At 70.6% G+C, this 15,050-nt stretch carries 19 protein-coding genes; 12 read left to right on the top strand and 7 right to left on the bottom strand.

The features are described from left to right. Positions 1-128 precede the first annotated feature (128 nt). Genes ACTWNK_RS24740 through ACTWNK_RS24760 form a run of 5 tightly spaced genes read left to right on the top strand, consistent with a single transcriptional unit; the run spans position 129 to position 3,559 of the window. The gene (locus tag ACTWNK_RS24740) at positions 129-626 is read left to right on the top strand and encodes a MauE/DoxX family redox-associated membrane protein (protein ID WP_474306883.1); all 498 of its coding nucleotides are present in this window, start codon (positions 129-131) and stop codon (positions 624-626) included. After that, positions 623-1,129, top strand: coding sequence for a TlpA disulfide reductase family protein (locus tag ACTWNK_RS24745; protein WP_474306884.1), 507 nt, complete (start codon positions 623-625; stop codon positions 1,127-1,129). The genes ACTWNK_RS24740 and ACTWNK_RS24745 overlap by 4 nt, the downstream gene beginning before the upstream one ends. Then, positions 1,126-2,916: an ABC transporter ATP-binding protein gene (locus ACTWNK_RS24750; RefSeq protein WP_474306886.1), complete on the top strand. Its 1,791-nt coding sequence runs from the start codon at positions 1,126-1,128 to the stop codon at positions 2,914-2,916. Before ACTWNK_RS24745 ends, ACTWNK_RS24750 begins: the two co-directional genes overlap by 4 nt. Then, positions 2,913-3,362: a signal peptidase I gene (lepB, locus tag ACTWNK_RS24755; protein WP_474306887.1), complete on the top strand. Its 450-nt coding sequence runs from the start codon at positions 2,913-2,915 to the stop codon at positions 3,360-3,362. Before ACTWNK_RS24750 ends, lepB begins: the two co-directional genes overlap by 4 nt. A gap of 17 nt (positions 3,363-3,379) precedes the next feature. Further along, on the top strand, positions 3,380-3,559 hold the full coding sequence (locus tag ACTWNK_RS24760; protein WP_474306888.1) for a hypothetical protein: 180 nt from the start codon (positions 3,380-3,382) through the stop codon (positions 3,557-3,559). Positions 3,560-3,619: 60 nt separating this feature from the next. Here the strand turns inward: ACTWNK_RS24760 and ACTWNK_RS24765 are convergent, their stop codons facing one another. Continuing rightward, positions 3,620-3,946 (bottom strand): hypothetical protein, encoded by a 327-nt coding sequence (locus ACTWNK_RS24765; RefSeq protein ID WP_474306889.1) that lies wholly within the window; start codon positions 3,944-3,946, stop codon positions 3,620-3,622. 181 nt (positions 3,947-4,127) lie between these two features. On the opposite strand from ACTWNK_RS24765, the gene ACTWNK_RS24770 reads away from it, so the two are divergent. The 5 genes from ACTWNK_RS24770 to ACTWNK_RS24790 all read left to right on the top strand — a co-directional run bounded on the left by ACTWNK_RS24770 (position 4,128) and on the right by ACTWNK_RS24790 (position 7,156). Continuing rightward, the gene (locus tag ACTWNK_RS24770) at positions 4,128-4,517 is read left to right on the top strand and encodes a VOC family protein (RefSeq protein WP_474306891.1); all 390 of its coding nucleotides are present in this window, start codon (positions 4,128-4,130) and stop codon (positions 4,515-4,517) included. Further along, positions 4,517-4,951: a hypothetical protein gene (locus ACTWNK_RS24775; protein ID WP_474306892.1), complete on the top strand. Its 435-nt coding sequence runs from the start codon at positions 4,517-4,519 to the stop codon at positions 4,949-4,951. Before ACTWNK_RS24770 ends, ACTWNK_RS24775 begins: the two co-directional genes overlap by 1 nt. 26 nt (positions 4,952-4,977) lie before the next feature. Beyond that, the gene (locus ACTWNK_RS24780; protein WP_474306893.1) at positions 4,978-5,625 is read left to right on the top strand and encodes an SDR family oxidoreductase; all 648 of its coding nucleotides are present in this window, start codon (positions 4,978-4,980) and stop codon (positions 5,623-5,625) included. A gap of 33 nt (positions 5,626-5,658) precedes the next feature. Then, positions 5,659-6,378 carry a helix-turn-helix transcriptional regulator gene (locus tag ACTWNK_RS24785; RefSeq protein ID WP_474306894.1) on the top strand — a complete coding sequence of 240 codons (720 nt, stop codon included), beginning with the start codon at positions 5,659-5,661 and terminating at the stop codon, positions 6,376-6,378. 109 nt (positions 6,379-6,487) lie between these two features. After that, positions 6,488-7,156 carry a hypothetical protein gene (locus ACTWNK_RS24790; protein WP_474306895.1) on the top strand — a complete coding sequence of 223 codons (669 nt, stop codon included), beginning with the start codon at positions 6,488-6,490 and terminating at the stop codon, positions 7,154-7,156. Here the strand turns inward: ACTWNK_RS24790 and efeB are convergent. The 4 genes from efeB to ACTWNK_RS24810 form a co-directional block, all read right to left on the bottom strand. Next, the gene (gene efeB, locus ACTWNK_RS24795; RefSeq protein ID WP_474310973.1) at positions 7,126-8,388 is read right to left on the bottom strand and encodes an iron uptake transporter deferrochelatase/peroxidase subunit; all 1,263 of its coding nucleotides are present in this window, start codon (positions 8,386-8,388) and stop codon (positions 7,126-7,128) included. The two genes, ACTWNK_RS24790 and efeB, sit on opposite strands and share 31 nt — an antisense overlap. A gap of 52 nt (positions 8,389-8,440) precedes the next feature. Further along, positions 8,441-9,580 (bottom strand): iron uptake system protein EfeO, encoded by a 1,140-nt coding sequence (gene efeO / locus ACTWNK_RS24800; RefSeq protein WP_474306896.1) that lies wholly within the window; start codon positions 9,578-9,580, stop codon positions 8,441-8,443. A gap of 14 nt (positions 9,581-9,594) precedes the next feature. Continuing rightward, complete coding sequence (gene efeU, locus ACTWNK_RS24805) at positions 9,595-10,419, bottom strand: iron uptake transporter permease EfeU (protein WP_474306897.1); 825 nt, start codon at positions 10,417-10,419, stop codon at positions 9,595-9,597. 100 nt (positions 10,420-10,519) lie between these two features. Then, positions 10,520-10,921 carry a hypothetical protein gene (locus ACTWNK_RS24810; protein ID WP_474306898.1) on the bottom strand — a complete coding sequence of 134 codons (402 nt, stop codon included), beginning with the start codon at positions 10,919-10,921 and terminating at the stop codon, positions 10,520-10,522. A gap of 293 nt (positions 10,922-11,214) precedes the next feature. Here ACTWNK_RS24810 and ACTWNK_RS24815 point away from each other — a divergent pair, with 293 nt between their 5' ends. Beyond that, positions 11,215-11,445 (top strand): hypothetical protein, encoded by a 231-nt coding sequence (locus tag ACTWNK_RS24815; protein WP_474306900.1) that lies wholly within the window; start codon positions 11,215-11,217, stop codon positions 11,443-11,445. A gap of 241 nt (positions 11,446-11,686) precedes the next feature. Here ACTWNK_RS24815 and ppk2 read toward each other — a convergent pair whose 3' ends face one another. Further along, complete coding sequence (ppk2, locus tag ACTWNK_RS24820) at positions 11,687-12,484, bottom strand: polyphosphate kinase 2 (protein WP_474306902.1); 798 nt, start codon at positions 12,482-12,484, stop codon at positions 11,687-11,689. 231 nt (positions 12,485-12,715) lie between these two features. On the opposite strand from ppk2, the gene ACTWNK_RS24825 reads away from it, so the two are divergent. Continuing rightward, the gene (locus ACTWNK_RS24825) at positions 12,716-13,477 is read left to right on the top strand and encodes an SDR family NAD(P)-dependent oxidoreductase (protein WP_474306903.1); all 762 of its coding nucleotides are present in this window, start codon (positions 12,716-12,718) and stop codon (positions 13,475-13,477) included. A 17-nt stretch (positions 13,478-13,494) separates the two neighbouring features. Here the strand turns inward: ACTWNK_RS24825 and ACTWNK_RS24830 are convergent, their stop codons facing one another. Beyond that, a complete protein-coding gene (locus ACTWNK_RS24830) occupies positions 13,495-14,958 on the bottom strand; it encodes a catalase (protein ID WP_474306904.1) in 1,464 nt (487 codons plus the stop codon). Positions 14,959-15,050 lie beyond the last annotated feature (92 nt).

Here is a 15,050-nt window from a genome sequence, read left to right on the forward strand (position 1 = left end):
CGAATTCTGCCGGTTTCGCCGCCTGCCATGCCCCATGGGTGCGGCATTTGCCCCGATGAGATCATCCTGCCAAACAGTTAATTTTCTTTCCAGTAGTTTCGAGTGGCCCTTTGCCTAGGGTCCCCGGCATGGAGTTCATCTCGGCCGTCTGCCGGGCCGTCCTGGTGGTGGTGTTCCTCGCCGCCGTGGTCGGCAAGGCCCGCGACCTGCCCGCTTTCGCGCACTCGCTCGTCCGGGCGCGCCTGGCGCCGGCGCGCGCGAGCACCGCGATCGCCGCCGCCGTGCTCGCCGCCGAGGCCGCCGTCGTCCTCCTGCTGCTGCCGCCCGCGACCGCCGCGTACGGCCTGGCCGGGGCCACCGGGCTGAGCGCCGTCCTCACCGCGGCCGTCGCCGTGACCATGGCCAGGGGCGTACGGGCGCCGTGCCTGTGCTTCGGAGCTTCGAGCACGCCGATGGGTCCGGCGCACCTGGCGCGCAACGCCCTGCTCACCGCGCTCGGCGTGCTCGGCTGGGTCACCGAGGGAGGCGCCGTCCCCTGGGAGACCGCGGTGCCCGCCTGGCTGACCGGCGCCGTCGCCGCCGCCCTGCTCATCAGGTTCGACGATCTCAGGAGCGTGTTGCGATGACCTATCTGACGATTTTCTCCACCGTGCTCGGCCTGGTGAACCTGCTGCTGTTGCTGGCGCTGCTGTCCAGGCTGCGCAGCCAGGCGCAGGGCGTGCGCGAGCAGCAGATCAAGATGCCGGTCCTGCCGCCCGGCACCAGGCCCGATCACTTCGTCGCACCGGCGCTCGGCGGCGGCCAGGTCGAGAGCGGCGACTTCCGGCTGGTGGCCTTCATGTCGCCCGCCTGCTCGCTGTGCCACGACCGGCTGCCCGAACTGCTCGACTACTCCAGGCGCACCGGACTCGGCCTGCTGGCCGTACTCGCCGGGACGCCCGAGGAGGTGGCCGGGCTCGCCGAGGAGGTCGGCCCGCACGCCAGGGTGGTCGTGGAGGAGCCGGAGGGCACGGTCTGGCGTGCCTTCGGCGTGCGCGGCCTGCCCGCCTACTACCTGCTCGACGCCCAGGGGGTGGTCCGCGCCTCCGGCGTGGAAGTGGTCGACCTGCCCGCAGCGGAGTACGTGTGAGCCCGCGCGCCGTCGGCGCCGCCGTCGCCCTGGCCTGGGCCGCCTGCCGTTGGGCCGTGGCGCTGCAGGTCGTGCTGACCTGCGTGGCGGGAGTCGTCCCGGTGCTCGCCGCCTGGTACACCAAGCTGGTCCTCGACGGCATCGTCGCCGGTGGCGCCGGGGTCGTGCCGTACGTCGTGGTGTTGCTGGTGCTGGCGGCGCTGGCCGGGACGGTGCCGCATCTGATGACGTTCGCCGAGGCCGAGGCCGAACGCCGGGTGGGGCTGCTGGCCCGCGACCGGCTCTATGCCTCGGTCAACCGGATGCCCGGTCTGGCCAGGCTCGAGGACCCGGCCTTCCAGGACCGGCTGCACCTGGCCGAGCAGGCCGGGCGCTCGGGGCCCGGCCGGGTGGTGACCAGCGGGCTCGCCCTGGTCCAGGCGCTGATCACGATGGGCGGGTTCCTGCTCACGCTGGTGCGGGTCGGCCCGGTCGTGGCCGTCCTGGTGGCGCTGGCCGCACTGCCGCTGCTGCGGGTGCATCTGCGCCTGAGCAGGGAGCTGGCCGAGGTGCTGTGGAAGAGCGGGCACGGGCAGCGCAGGGAGATGTTCTTCGCCGCGCTGCTGAGCATGCCGCACGCGGCCAAGGAGATCCGCCTGTTCGGGCTCGGCGACTTCTTCCGGGCCAGGATGCTCGCCGAACTGCGGGCGATCAACGACGAACAGCGCCGCAACGGCCTGCGCCAGGTACGCGGGTACGGCGGGCAGGCGCTGCTGGCCGCCGTGATCGGCGGGGCCGGACTGGTGTGGATCGTCGGCGAGGCGGTCGCCGGGCGCGCCTCGGTCGGCGACCTGTCGGTGTTCGTCGCGGCGATCGCGGGCACACAGGCCGGGCTCGCCGGGGCCGTCGGCGGGTTCGCCGCGGCGCACCAGGCCCTGCTGCTGTTCGAGCACTACCGTGCCGTCAGGAGCGCGCCGCCCGATCTGCCGCTCGCGAGCGCGCCAGCCCCGCCGCTGGCCGAGGGCGTGGAGCTGCGCGAGGTGTGGTTCCGCTACGGCGAGGACCAGCCGTGGGTGCTGCGCGGGGTCAATCTGCACATCGCGTTCGGCCGCTCCCTCGCCCTGGTCGGACTGAACGGCGCGGGCAAGTCCACCCTGGTCAAACTGCTGTGCAGGTTCTACGACCCGACCCGGGGCGCCATCCTGTGGGACGGCGTCGACCTGCGCGAGATGGACCCCGCCGCACTGCGGGCCCGGATGGGCGCGGTCTTCCAGGACTTCGAGACCTACGACCTGAGCGCCGCCGAGAACATCGGCGTCGGCGACCTGTCGGCCGATCGCGGGCGCATCGAGGGCGCGGCGGTCAGGGCCGGGGCCGATGCGATGGTCCAGGCGCTGCCGCACGGCTACGACACGCTGCTGACCAGGATGTTCATGCGGGGCGGCGCGGACGAGGACGAGCAGTCCGGCGTGCTGCTGTCCGGCGGGCAGTGGCAGCGCGTGGCCCTGGCCAGAGGGCTGCTGCGCGACCGGCCCGACCTGATGATCCTCGACGAGCCGAGCTCCGGGCTCGACCCGGCCGCCGAGCACGAGGTGCACACGATCCTGCGCGAGCACCGACAGGGCCGTACCACGCTGCTGATCTCGCATCGGCTCGGCACCGTGCGCGACGCCGACGAGATCGCCGTGCTCGACGAGGGCAGGGTCGCCGAGCGGGGCACGCACGCCGCACTCGTCGAGGCGGGCGGGCGTTACGCCGAACTGTTCGCCGTCCAGGCCAGCGGCTACCTGCCCGCGGGCGCCCGATGATCGCGGCGACGGGCGGCGGCCTGGCCCTGGCGGTGCTCGTGCTCCTGCTCGTGCTGAGGGCCAGGTTCGCGACCGTGACCGTGCGGGGGCGCAGCATGGAGCCCACGCTGCACGACGGCGACCGGGTGCTGATCCGCAGGACGCGTCTGCGCGAGGAGCACCGGGGCCGGCTCGTGGTGCTGGCCGCCGTGCCCGAACTCGGCACCGACCGGATGGTCAAACGGGTGCGCGCGGTGCCCGGCGATCCCGTGCCCCGCGCCGACGTGCCCGCGCTCGCCGTGCATCCCTCCCCTGTCGTCCCCGCCGGCCAGTTGGTCGTGCTCGGCGACAACCAGGTGCTCAGCCTCGATTCCCGCAGGTTCGGCTACGTCTCGGCGCGGCACCTGCTCGGCGTCGTCGTACGGCGCCTGCCCATGACTCCGCACCGGCGCCTCGCCGGGCGGTGAGGAAAAGGAGAACAGCAATGCTCAAGCTCGCGGAGCGTATGCTCGCCGGCGTCCTGCCTCAGACCACTGCCAGCGCCGCCTGCACCCCGAGGAACTGGTGCGACCACTGTGGCGGCAGCTTCTACAAGCGGATCTTCTTCCGCTCCGACTGCACCGTGGACTACACCGCGTGCAACAACCCCTGCCCGTGGTCGTAGCCACCCGCTGACGGACGTGGCCGGGTGTGCGCCCGGCCACGTCTGCGGCTCGCGGGCGGGTCAGCGGTCCTGGCCGGTGTCCAGGCCGCCGACCACCGCGTCCAGGCAGACGTGCTCGCCGAACACCTCGTCGTAGGGGCAGTCCTGCGGCCGGTGCGGGCCGAGCAGCCCTCTGGCTCTGTGGGCCAGGGTGGCGTTGCCCTCGGCGATCAGCCGCTGGATCTCCTTCGACAGCTCCTCGGCCGTCAGCCTGTCGTACACCTGCGGATCCAGGTCGACCCCGCCGAGCATGCCGCCGAACCTGACCGTCACGCCGATGAGCCCGTCGGCCGATCTGGCCGTGGTCTCCAGGCTCCTGATCTTCTCGATGTCTCCCGCTGCCACCACACTTCCCTCCCTGCAGACCTTGGCCATTTCGTCCCAGCCGATACTCCACTGGAAACGTTTAACGATCTTCGTGGGTCGTGCGAAGCGCCGCAATACCCGCAAAGGTCAAACAACGCACCATTCCTGCCTTCGATGGCCGTTCGCCGGGCAGGTGAACCGGATCTCCGGCAAGATCTCCTCCATGGTCTCGGTAGTACAGAACGTGGCGATCGACTGCGCCGACCCCTATGAGCTGGCCCTCTTCTGGAGCGAGGTCACCGGCGGCGAGCTGAACCCCGACGACGTGCCCGGCGGCGACGAGGCGCAGGTGCTCCTGCCCGAAGGGCCGGTGCTGCACTTCAACCAGGTGCTCGAACCCAAGGAGGGCAAGAACCGGCTGCACCTGTGCCTGCGCCCGGAGACCTCGCGTGAGCCCGAGGTCGAAAGGCTGCTCGGGCTCGGCGCCACCCTCGTCACCGACCGCCGCCGCCGCGACGGCTCCGGCTGGGCCGTGCTCGCCGACCCCGAGGGCAACGAGTTCTGCGTCCTGCGCAGCGAGTCCGACCGTGCCGCCATGGGCGACTACTACTGATGATCGAGAAGTCGGGGCAGTGGTGGCGCGGCGACAGCTTCGACGACCTCGCCGCCTACATCAGGGAGTTCAAGGCCGAGGGCCATCCGGTGTCGACGGTCGTGGAGTCGGTATGCGGGGCGTGCGGGGAGCGGCGCTTCCGCGTGTTCGTCGAGGAGCACGGCGGCTGCGCCCAGCGGGTGTGCGCGGGGTGCGGCGAGGTCTGCTTCGTCGCCGACAGCGGTGACTACTGGGGCGAGGAGGAGCCGGGCGCGTGCGAGTGCCCGTGCGGAGGCGGCGAGTTCGCGGTCGGCGTCGGGTTCTCGCTTCTGGCCGACGGCGAGGTGCGCTGGGTCAGCGTCGGCCTGCGCTGCCTGAGCGACGGCACGCTGGGCGTCTACGCCGACTGGAAGATCGACTACGGCCCCTCCGAACACCTGGTACGCCAAGCCTGACCACCCTGTGTGACATAGTGGGCACTATGCGCGTTTTTGTCATCGGAGGACACGGCAAGATCGGACGACGCCTGCTGCACCTGCTGCCGGCGGCCGGGCACACCGGCGTGGGAGTCGTCCGAGCCGAAGGCCAGGTCGGCGAGCTCGCGGGCGACGGGCTCGACGGCGTACACCTCGACCTGGAGCACTCCTCGGCCGAGGACGTCGCCGCCGTGCTCAAGGGCGCCGACGCGGTCGTCTTCGCGGCCGGAGCCGGAGGCGGCAGCCCCGTCGAACGCACCTACGCCGTCGACAGGGACGGCGCGATCCTGGCCGCGGCATCGGCCGAGCCGGCCGGGGTACGACGCTTCCTGCAGATCTCCTCCGTCGGGGCCGGGTCGCCGGTCGCCGAGGGCAGCGAGCCCGGCTGGGTGGCGTACATGGCCGCCAAGACGGCCGCCGAGCAGGACCTGCGCGGGCGCGACCTGGACTGGACGATCGTGCGCCCCGGCTATCTGAGCGACGACCCCGGCACCGGGCGCGTGCTGCTGAAGGAGCCGCCGGTGCCGGTCGGCGGCGTGCCTCGCGACGACGTGGCCGCCGTGCTGGTGGCGCTGCTGCCGGTGGCGTACGGCAGGACGCTGGAGCTGATGGGCGGCGACACCCCGATCGCCGAGGCCGTCGCCGCGCTCTGACCACGCCGGACCCGCCCCCGGTAGGCTGCGTGGGTGCACTCCCTCGACGCTCTGGCCAGTCGCCTGGAAGAGGTGGTCGGCGAGCTGCGGGGCCTGCCCGTCGACGTCACGCGCCTGGAGGGCGGCGAGCAGGTCCGGCAGGAGATCGCCCGCCTGGCCGGCACCGCGCGCGAACTGCGTGCCATGCACCCCGTGGGCACGGCGCAGCAGGGGCGCGAGGAGCAGCGCAGCCGCAGGGACGTCCTTGACGCCCTGGCGCGCGGTATGAGCATGCGCACGATCGTGCACGCGGGTGTCCTGGACGACGAACGCCGCGCCGCCCGCCTCGGCCAGCTGCATGCCGCGGGCGATCTGCACCGCGTGATCGACGAGCCGATCCAGCAGATGCTGATCTTCGACCGGGACGCCGCCTTCGTCCGGATCACACCGGTCGACCGCTCGCCGGGTGCGCTGCTCATCAGGCAGCAGAGCCTGATCACCCTCCTCATCGACCTGTTCGAGCGCACCTGGGCATCGGCACGCGACCTCGGCGCACCGCCCGCCGTCCCCCTGAGCCCGCGCGAGCGCGAGGTGCTCGCCCTCATCGCCGAAGGCCGCTCCAACGCGGCCGTGGCCAAGGCCCTGTCGATCAGCGAGGCCGCGGTCGGCAAACACGTGGCCGGGGTGTTCACCAAGCTCGACCTGCCCGCCGGAGACGAGGTCAACCGACGCGTCCTCGCGGTGCTGGCCTTCCAGCGGGGCGCGGCCAGGTAGGGGCGGGCCAGGTAGGAGCGGGCCGGGTAGGGGTGGCCATACCCGGGCCTATGGCCAGCACCCGTGCGCCGGGCGTGGCCGGGGGGCTTGGATGGCGGACATGCAACGGATGACCGGATTACTGGTGGGCGCCGTGTTCGGCGCGGTCTTCGTGTTCGTCAACGCGGGCAGCCCGCTGGACGACGTGGTGACGATGGTGTCGCGGGTGCTCGCGGGGCTGGGCGCGGCGGCGGTGCTCGCCCTGTGGTTCGGTACGGCGAAGCGCCTGAGGGGCGAGGGATCGGCTACCGAGATGCCTGCCGTACCGGGCAGGGTGGCCGTGGCGGCGGAGGTCACGGGAGGCGACGCCGGGCGGCAGGCGGGAAGCGGCACGGGGAGCCCTGCGGTGCGCGGTGGGCGGCCCGCGGGGATGTTCGGGCGCGGGTACCTGGTCGTGGTCGGCGTCGAGGTGGTGGCGTTGTTCGGAGGGCTGCGGGTGCTCGGCGCGCTCGGTGTGGACGAGCGGGCCAATGTGGCCTGGGTGGCGATCGTCGTGGGTGTGCACTTCCTGGCCCTGGCCCCCGTCTGGAAGGACAAGGCCATCGCCGTGCCGGGCGCGCTGCTCACCCTGCTCGGCCTGGCCGGGTTCCTGCTGGCCTGGACGGGTACGCCGGACTGGGTGCCGATCGTCAGCGGGGTGGCGTCGGGCCTGGTGCTGCTGGCCGGATGTGTGACGTCCGGCTGGCTGCTGTCACGCGGAGCCGGGTCCTACCCCTCCAGCAGCCCCCTCCCCCAGTAGTCCCCCGCGTCCTGCACACCGGGCGGCACCGCGTACAGCCCGCTGGAGACGTGCTTGATGTACTCGTTGAGCACGTCCTGCCTGGCCAGCGCCATCTGCACGGGCACGAACTGCCGATGCGGGTCGCGCTGGTAGGAGATGAAGAACAGCCCGGCGTCCAGCCGCCCGAGCCCGTCGGAGCCGTCGACGAAGTTGTAGCCGCGCCGCAGCAGCCGGGCGCCGTTGTGGCTGCTCGGATGGGCAAGCCGGACATGAGCGACATCGGCGATCAGCGGCAGTCCGTCGGGCCCCTTCCGCGCGAAGTCGGGCTCGTCGAACTCACGCCTGCTGCCGAGCGCCGCGCCCTCCCCCTTGTTCCTGCCGAAGATCGCCTCCTGCTCGGCGAGCGAGGTGCGGTCCCACGTCTCGACATGCATCATGATCTTGCGGGTGACCAGGTAGCTCCCGCCGGTCAGCCAGGCGGCCCCGTCGCCCGGCGCCACCCACAGGTGCTCCTTCAGCATCGCGGTGTCCTCCAGCTTCAGGTTGGCGGTGCCGTCCTTGAAGCCCATGAGGTTGCGCGGCGTCGCCTGGGCCCGCGAGGTGGAGGAGGTACGGCCGAAGCCGAGCTGGGAGTAGCGCACCGACACCCGGCCGAACCCGATCCTGGCCAGATTGCGTACGGCATGCACGGCGACCTGCGGATCGTGCGCGCAGGCCTGGACACAGATGTCTCCGCCCGAGATCTCCGGCCTGAGCGCGTCACCGGGGAACCTCGGCAGGTCGGCCAGCCGCTCGGGTTTCCTGGCCGCGAGCCCGAACCTGTCGTCGAACAGCGACGCCCCGAACCCGATCGTCAGCGTCAGCCCGGAGGCGGGCAGGCCGAGCGCCTCGCCGGTGTCGTCGGGCGGAGCCTCGGGCACCCCGCCGACCGCGCCGAACGTGCCCGCCTCCCTGCCCTGCGTCATCCGCGCGGCGGCGGCCGTCCACTCCTGCAGCAGTTCGGCCAGTTCCGCACGCTTGGAGGTGACGACGTCGAAGGCCACGAAGTGCAGCCGGTCCTGGGCGGGTGTGACGATTCCGGACTGATGCGCGCCGTAGAAGGGCACGGCGTCGGAGGTCGAGGCGGCATGCGCCCCCGTCCGCTCCTGGGCCCGGTCGCCGGCCGAGGTGATCGCGATGGCGCCCGCCCCGACGACCGCCACCCCGGCGGCGCCCGCCGCGCCCATGCCGAGCAGCCTCCTGCGACTCATTCCGCTCACGATCTCCCCTTTCCCCGCCGCGCCCGCGCTCCGTGCCCGCCCGCTACTTGGCGACGACGGCCGAGATCTTGCTGACCGGCTCGCCGAGCGCGTTGATCGCGTCGGACAGGACCTTCAGCTCCTGCTTGGACAGCTCCGTGTGCAGCTTCCAGCCGTCGCCCTTGCGGTGCGCCTCCAGCGCGCTCTCGGCTCCGGCGAACTTCTCGTCCAGCGTCTTGACCAGGTCCGGCGCCCGCTCCTCGAGCACGGGACGCAGCGCCTGCACGGCGGCCTTGGAACCGGCCAGGTTGGCCGCGAAGTCCCACAGGTCGGTGTGGGAGTAGCGGTCCTCCTCACCGGTGATCTTGCCGGTCGCGACCTCGTCGAGCAGCTCCTTGGCGCCGTTGCCGAGCTGCAGCGGGGAGAGCTTCTCGGCGTTGGCCTTCTCCACGACGAGCTTCACGTCCGCCATGAGCCGATCGGCCATCGGGCCGGAGGAGGAGATGTCCTTGGTCTGCCAGAGGTCCTTCTCCAGGCGGTGGTACCCGGTGAACTCCATGCCCTCCTCGATGACCTCCTCGCGGCCGTCGATCTTGGGGTCGAGGTCGCCGAAGATCTCCGCGACGGGCTCGATGCGCTCCCAGTACGTGCGCGAGATCGGGAAGAGCGTCTTGGCCTTCTCCGCGTCGCCCGCCTTCACCGCGTCGACGAACTCCTGCGTCTTGACCAGCAGCGCGTCGGTCTGGCTCTTGACGTAACGCTGGTAGCTGGCCGCCGCGCCCGCGAGTGCGGCGTCGTCCGACAGCGGCGTGTGCTGACCGGTGACCTTGAGCGCGTTGCGGATGCCCTTGCCGATCATGCCCGGCTTGCAGGCCGTCTCGTACGTGCCCGCGGGCAGTTCGACGACGAGTTCGCGGGTCAGGCCGGGGACGATGTTCTCCACCTCGCCCATCACGCGGTCGCCCGCGGCGAAGACGTAGAACTCGGTGACCTTGCTGCCGCCGTTGGTGATCGCGAAGGTGGAGGTGCCCGCGGCGACCTCGGCCGAGGCGACCGCGCACTCGGTGTCGTTGGCCGCCACCGCGACCTTGCCGGGCGCGGCGGCTGCCGCACCCGAGGGTCCGGCGGTCCCGGAGCTCTCCACGCCCGCGCACGCGGTGAGGGTGGCCAGGGCGAGCGCCCCGAGGAGGAGGGACTTGCGCATGGGAGTACTCCTGATCACGAAACGGGCTGGGGGGCGGCCTTGTCGCCGACCGGCCTGAGGAAGAGGAAGAGGACGGGCACGACATACGCCGCCCAGGCCACGACCTCGAGCACGGTCGGCTGGGCCGTGATGTTGAACATGCCGCCGAGCAGCGCCGAGTACCAGGCGCCGGGGTCGAGCACGGCGCTGATGTCGAAGGCCTGGACGTTCAGGCCGGGCAGGATGCCCGCCTCCTGGAGGTCGTGCACGCCGTACTTGAGGATGCCACCGGCGACCAGGATCAGCAGCAGGCCGGTCCAGGTGAAGAACGTGGTGAGGTTGACCCTGATCGCACTGGCGTAGATGCCCCAGCCGATCACGATCGAGGTGAGGATGCCGAGGCTGATGCCGATCAGCGGCGTCGAGGTGGTGGCCGCGCCCTGGGCCGAGGCGAAGAACAGCAGCGAGGTCTCCAGCCCCTCCCTGACCACCGACAGGAAGGCCATCACGGCCACCGCGACCGATCCGACCTGCAAGGCTTCGCCGAGCTTGGCCCGCAGGTCCCCGGAGATCCTTCTGGCCGCCCCTCGCATCCAGAAGATCATCCAGGTGACGAACACCGTGGCCGCGATCGACGCCACGGCCTCGAACAGCTCCTGGTGCTCGTACTGGAGCCGGGCGGCGGTGAACGACAGCAGGGCGCCGAAGCCGATCGACAGCGCCACCGCGGCGGCGACCCCGATCCACACCAGCGGCAGTTTGTCGCGCCGGTCGCTCTTGACCAGGAACGCCACCAGAATCGACACCACCAGCGTCGCTTCCAGCCCTTCCCGCAAGCCGATGAGGTAGCTGGCGAACACGTGAACGCTCCTGGGGGTGAGCCATACCTAATTTAGGTGAGGGTTACCTTACCCAGAGCCGAGCCCGGCCATGCGTCGCGGGGTCCCCGACCTGTGTCGATCAAGGATGGCGGTCCTCGCTCAACCCGTCGGCGGGCGGCGGTGTCATCGTGAGCAGGCCACCGGCGAAGGCACGCTGGGTGAGCGCGCCGAGCCTGACGACGGAGCTGGGGTAGACGCTGCCGCAGCTGGTGTCCTGGGCGACGAGGTCCGGCCTGATGACCGCCAGGTCGATGACGCCCTGCCCGTATCCGGCGAGGAAGGCCTGCAGCGCCACCGGGTCCGGCGGCATGCCCTCGGCCTCGATCGCCTGGTCCAGGGCCGACATCTCCCTGGCGATCGCCTCCGACAGGGCCGGATCGGCCGCCGCCTGCGCCAGGATGTCGCGCCCGAACCTCGCATAGAGGAACTCCAGCGACAGCCCGGAGTGGCTGCGCGTCCTGTTCAGACGATGCTGTCGCAACCTGGCCAACAGCCTGATCCACGCGATTCTCATACCTAACGAGACGACGGCGGAGCCCATCTGGTTGCGCAAGTGCATCAAATCGTTACCCACGGTCATCGGTCTCCTCCCCCTCGGGACACCGTCGCCAACCCGGCGAAAGGGCGTCAAGAATGGCGTCACTAAATCGGCCGCGACCGATTCAAACAGCGGAAAAAGAAATGGCCGGACCGGCGATCCGGCTATCTTGGCAGCCCGTGTTCACGTGACTACAATGAGCGACTATTGGTCAGCCTGAGAGTCAGGAGAGTTCCATGTCCGACCTAGCCGCAGCCGCTGCGGATCTCGAAGCCAAAGCCCGTCATCTGGCCCGCCAGGCCGAAATTCTGCACGACGTCCTGGAGGGCGGCAACGGTCACGCGCCGCCCACGCCCGCACACGCCGCCAGCGCGACCGCGCGCTACCGCACCGCACACGCCGACCTGCTCGGCGCCATCAAGACACTCGACAACCGGGCCAGGACACAGGGCACCGGCCCGACCTAGCCACGCGCCGCAGCCACCCAAGTACTCGGTGGGTACTTGGCCGCATGCCCGGAGCGGCGCGCCGCTCCGGGCATGCGCACAACACATTGTCCGACAAAAGGCCGGAGAGCCCCTCTCTCCGGCCTTGACGTAAACCCGGGGGCCTTGACTAAAACCCGGGGATTGAAGACACCCTCATTCTTCAAGCCCCCGGCTTCTTCAAGCCCCCGGCGCCTTTTACCGCGCCCGCCGGAGAAAAGGCTCAGTCGTCCAGTTTCGCCGCCGCGTCCGGCACTTCGGTCTCCGCACGGCGAGGCGGCCTGCGGTAGCCGGAGGCGGGCGGCCTGGCCGGGATGCGCAGCTTGGGCGGCTTGACCGGCTGGTAGGGAATCGTGGACAGCAGGTGCGAGATCATATTGATCCTGGCCCGGCGCTTGTCCTCGCTCTCGACGTCGTACCAGGGCGCCTCGGGGATGTCGGTGTGCACGAGCATCTCGTCCTTGGCCTTGGAGTAGTCCTCCCAGCGGGTGATCGACTCCAGGTCCATCGGCGAGAGCTTCCAGCGGCGCATCGGGTCGTCGAGCCTGGCGTTGAAGCGCCGTTCCTGCTCCTCGTCGCTGACCGAGAACCAGTACTTACGCAGCAGCACGCCGTCCTCGACGAGCAGGCGTTCGAAGATCGGGCACTGGTGCAGGAACCTGGTGTACTCCTCCTGCGTGCAGAAACCCATCACCTTCTCCACGCCCGCACGGTTGTACCAGCTCCGGTTGAACAGCGTGATCTCGCCCGCCGCGGGCAGATGGGCGACATAGCGCTGGAAGTACCACTCCGAGCGCTCGCGGTCGTTCGGCGCGGGCAGGGCCGCGATCCGGGCCACCCGGGGGTTGAGGTACTCCGACACGCGCTTGATGGTCCCGCCCTTGCCCGCCGCGTCGCGCCCCTCGAAGACGATGACCACCCGCTGCCGCTCGGCGCGTACCCACTCCTGCATCTTCACCAGCTCCCCCTGCAGCCGGAAGAGCTCCTTCTCGTACGGCTTGCGCGCCAGTCTCTTGCCCATCGCCCGGACCTCCACCCCACCTGATGATCACGCCATGGTAGAAGACCGGCACGGCGCGAGACCGCCTGCCGCACGGCCCGATCTGCGACCTTTGCCGCAGCGTGAGGCGACGATCACTGAACGGAATATTCTTCCCCCTGACCGCGCTGTCGCAAAGGTAAGCGGAAAGTGCCGCCCCGTGCGCTCTGACCTGCGCACATGGGGCGGGCGACAGCGTGGGGGGATGCGGCGATGAAGCTGCTCGAAGGCAAGAACGGACTCGTCACAGGCGCGGGAAGCGGCATCGGGCGTGCGATCGCCGCGACGTTCGCCGCCGAGGGCGCACGGGTGGTGGTGGCCGACATCAACGAGGCCGCGGCCAAGGAGACCGTCCAGCAGATCGAGCGCGCGGGCGGCACCGCCTTCGCCGTACGCGCCGACGCCGCCTCCGAGGACGACGCCAGGACCCTGGTCGAGACCGTGGGCGAGCAGTACGGCTCGCTCGACTTCGCGGTCAACAACGCCGGGCTGTCCGCGCCGACCGCCCCGGTCACCGAGCAGACCGCTGCCAACTGGGACAAGGTCCTGCAGATCGATCTGGTCGGCGTGATGTTCGGCCTCAAGCACCAGATCGCCCGCATGCAGGCCCAGGGCACCGGCGGCAGTATCGTCAACATCGCCTCGACCGCGGGCCTGACCGGGCAGTACGGCCTGTCGGCCTACGTCTCGGCCAAGTGGGGTGTGATCGGCCTGACCAAGACCGCCGCCCTGGAGAACGCCCGCGCCGGAATCCGCGTCAACGCGGTCGCGCCGGGCATGACGCTCACGCCCGCCGTGGCCTCCTGGACGAACGAGGTGCCCGAGCAGGCCGCGATGGTGCTCGACCGCATCCCGATGGGCCGGGCGGCCGAGCCGGAGGAGCAGGCGCAGGCCGCGCTCTGGCTGGCGGGCGACCGCTCCTCCTACGTCACCGGCATCGTGGTGCCGGTCGACGGCGGCGACACCATCGACTGATCGCTCCGGCTGATCGCTCAGCCCCTGCCCATCCCGGCCGCGATCCGGTCCCCGACCGTCCGGTCGATGCTGCGCCAGTACGCCAGGGCGTTGCCGAGCACCTCGTCGGTGACGCCCTGGGACAGATGGCCGACGACATTGCTCACCAGGCGGTCGCGGGCCGCCTGGTCCATCACCTTGTTGATCAGGTCGTTGGCCTGGCGGAAGTCGTCGTCCTCCGGGTGCGCGGAGTAGGCCTCGCGGACCAGGTCCGCGCCCGCCACCTGCCAGCTCGCGTAGTCGGCGCCCTGCTGCGAGGCGGCCTCGGGCCCGCCGTAGGAGTTGGGGTGGTAGACCGCGCCGACATTGGCCGGGACCTGCCGCATCGGCCCGTCCTTGGCATAGGAGCGCACCTCGACGCGCGGCCGGTTCGGCGGCAGCTCGTTGTAGTTCACGCCGATCCGGTAGCGATGGGTGTCGGGGTAGGAGAACAGCCGCCCGAGCAGCATCTTGTCCGGCGAAGGCCCGATGCCGGGCACGAGGTTCGACGGCTCGAACGCGGCCTGTTCGATGTGCACGTGATAGTCGGGCGGGTTCTCGTTCAGCGTCATCCGCCCGACCTCGATCAGCGGGTAGTCGCCGTGCGGCCATACCTTGGTCAGGTCGAACGGGTTGAACCGGTAGCCGGCCGCGTCCGCCAGCGGCATGATCTGCACCTTGAGCGTCCACGACGGGTGCTCGCCCCTGGCGATGGCCTCGCGCAGGTCGCGCAGGTAGTGGTCGGTGTCCTGCGCGACCATGGCGTCGGCCTCGGCCTGGGTGTAGAACTCGTTGCCCTGGTCGGTGAGGAAGTGGTATTTCACCCAGACCTTCTCGCCCCCGGCGTTGATCCACATGTAGGTGTGGGAGGAGAAGCCGTCCATGTGCCGCCAATTGCGCGGGATGCCCCGGTCGCCCATCAGCCAGGTCACCTGGTGCGCCGACTCGGGCGAGAGCGACCAGTAGTCCCACTGCATGTTGTTGTCGCGCAGGTGGGTCTCGGGATGGCGCTTCTGCGAGCGGATGAAGTCCTGGAACTTGTTCGGGTCGCGCATGAAGAACACCGGGGTGTTGTTGCCGACCATGTCGTAGTTGCCGTGCCGGGTGTAGAACTTCAGCGCGAAGCCGCGCGGGTCGCGCCAGGTGTCGGGGCTGCCGAGCTCGCCCGCCACACTGGAGAACCTGGCCAGCATCGGCGTGCTGCGGCCCGGCTGGAACAGGTCGGCGCAGGTGTACTGACTGACGTCGGCCGTCGTCTCGAACGTGCCGTAGGCGCCGCCGCCCTTGGCGTGCACGACCCGCTCGGGCACACGTTCGCGGTTGAACTGCGCCATCTTCTCGATGAGGTAGATGTCGTGCAGGGCGATCGGGCCGTCGCGGCCGACGCTGAGCGAATGCTCGTCGCTCGCCACCTCCGTGCCCGCGTTGGTGGTGGTCACACCCCTGGATGATGTGTCGCTCATCGTCGTTCTCCCCCGAGAATGCACTTCTGACGTCCGAACGCGTCGATACCCTGCTCTTCTCGCCGGGTACGTCAATGTGGGGTCGAAAGCTC

The organism is Nonomuraea sp. IBHARD001, assembly GCF_056106265.1.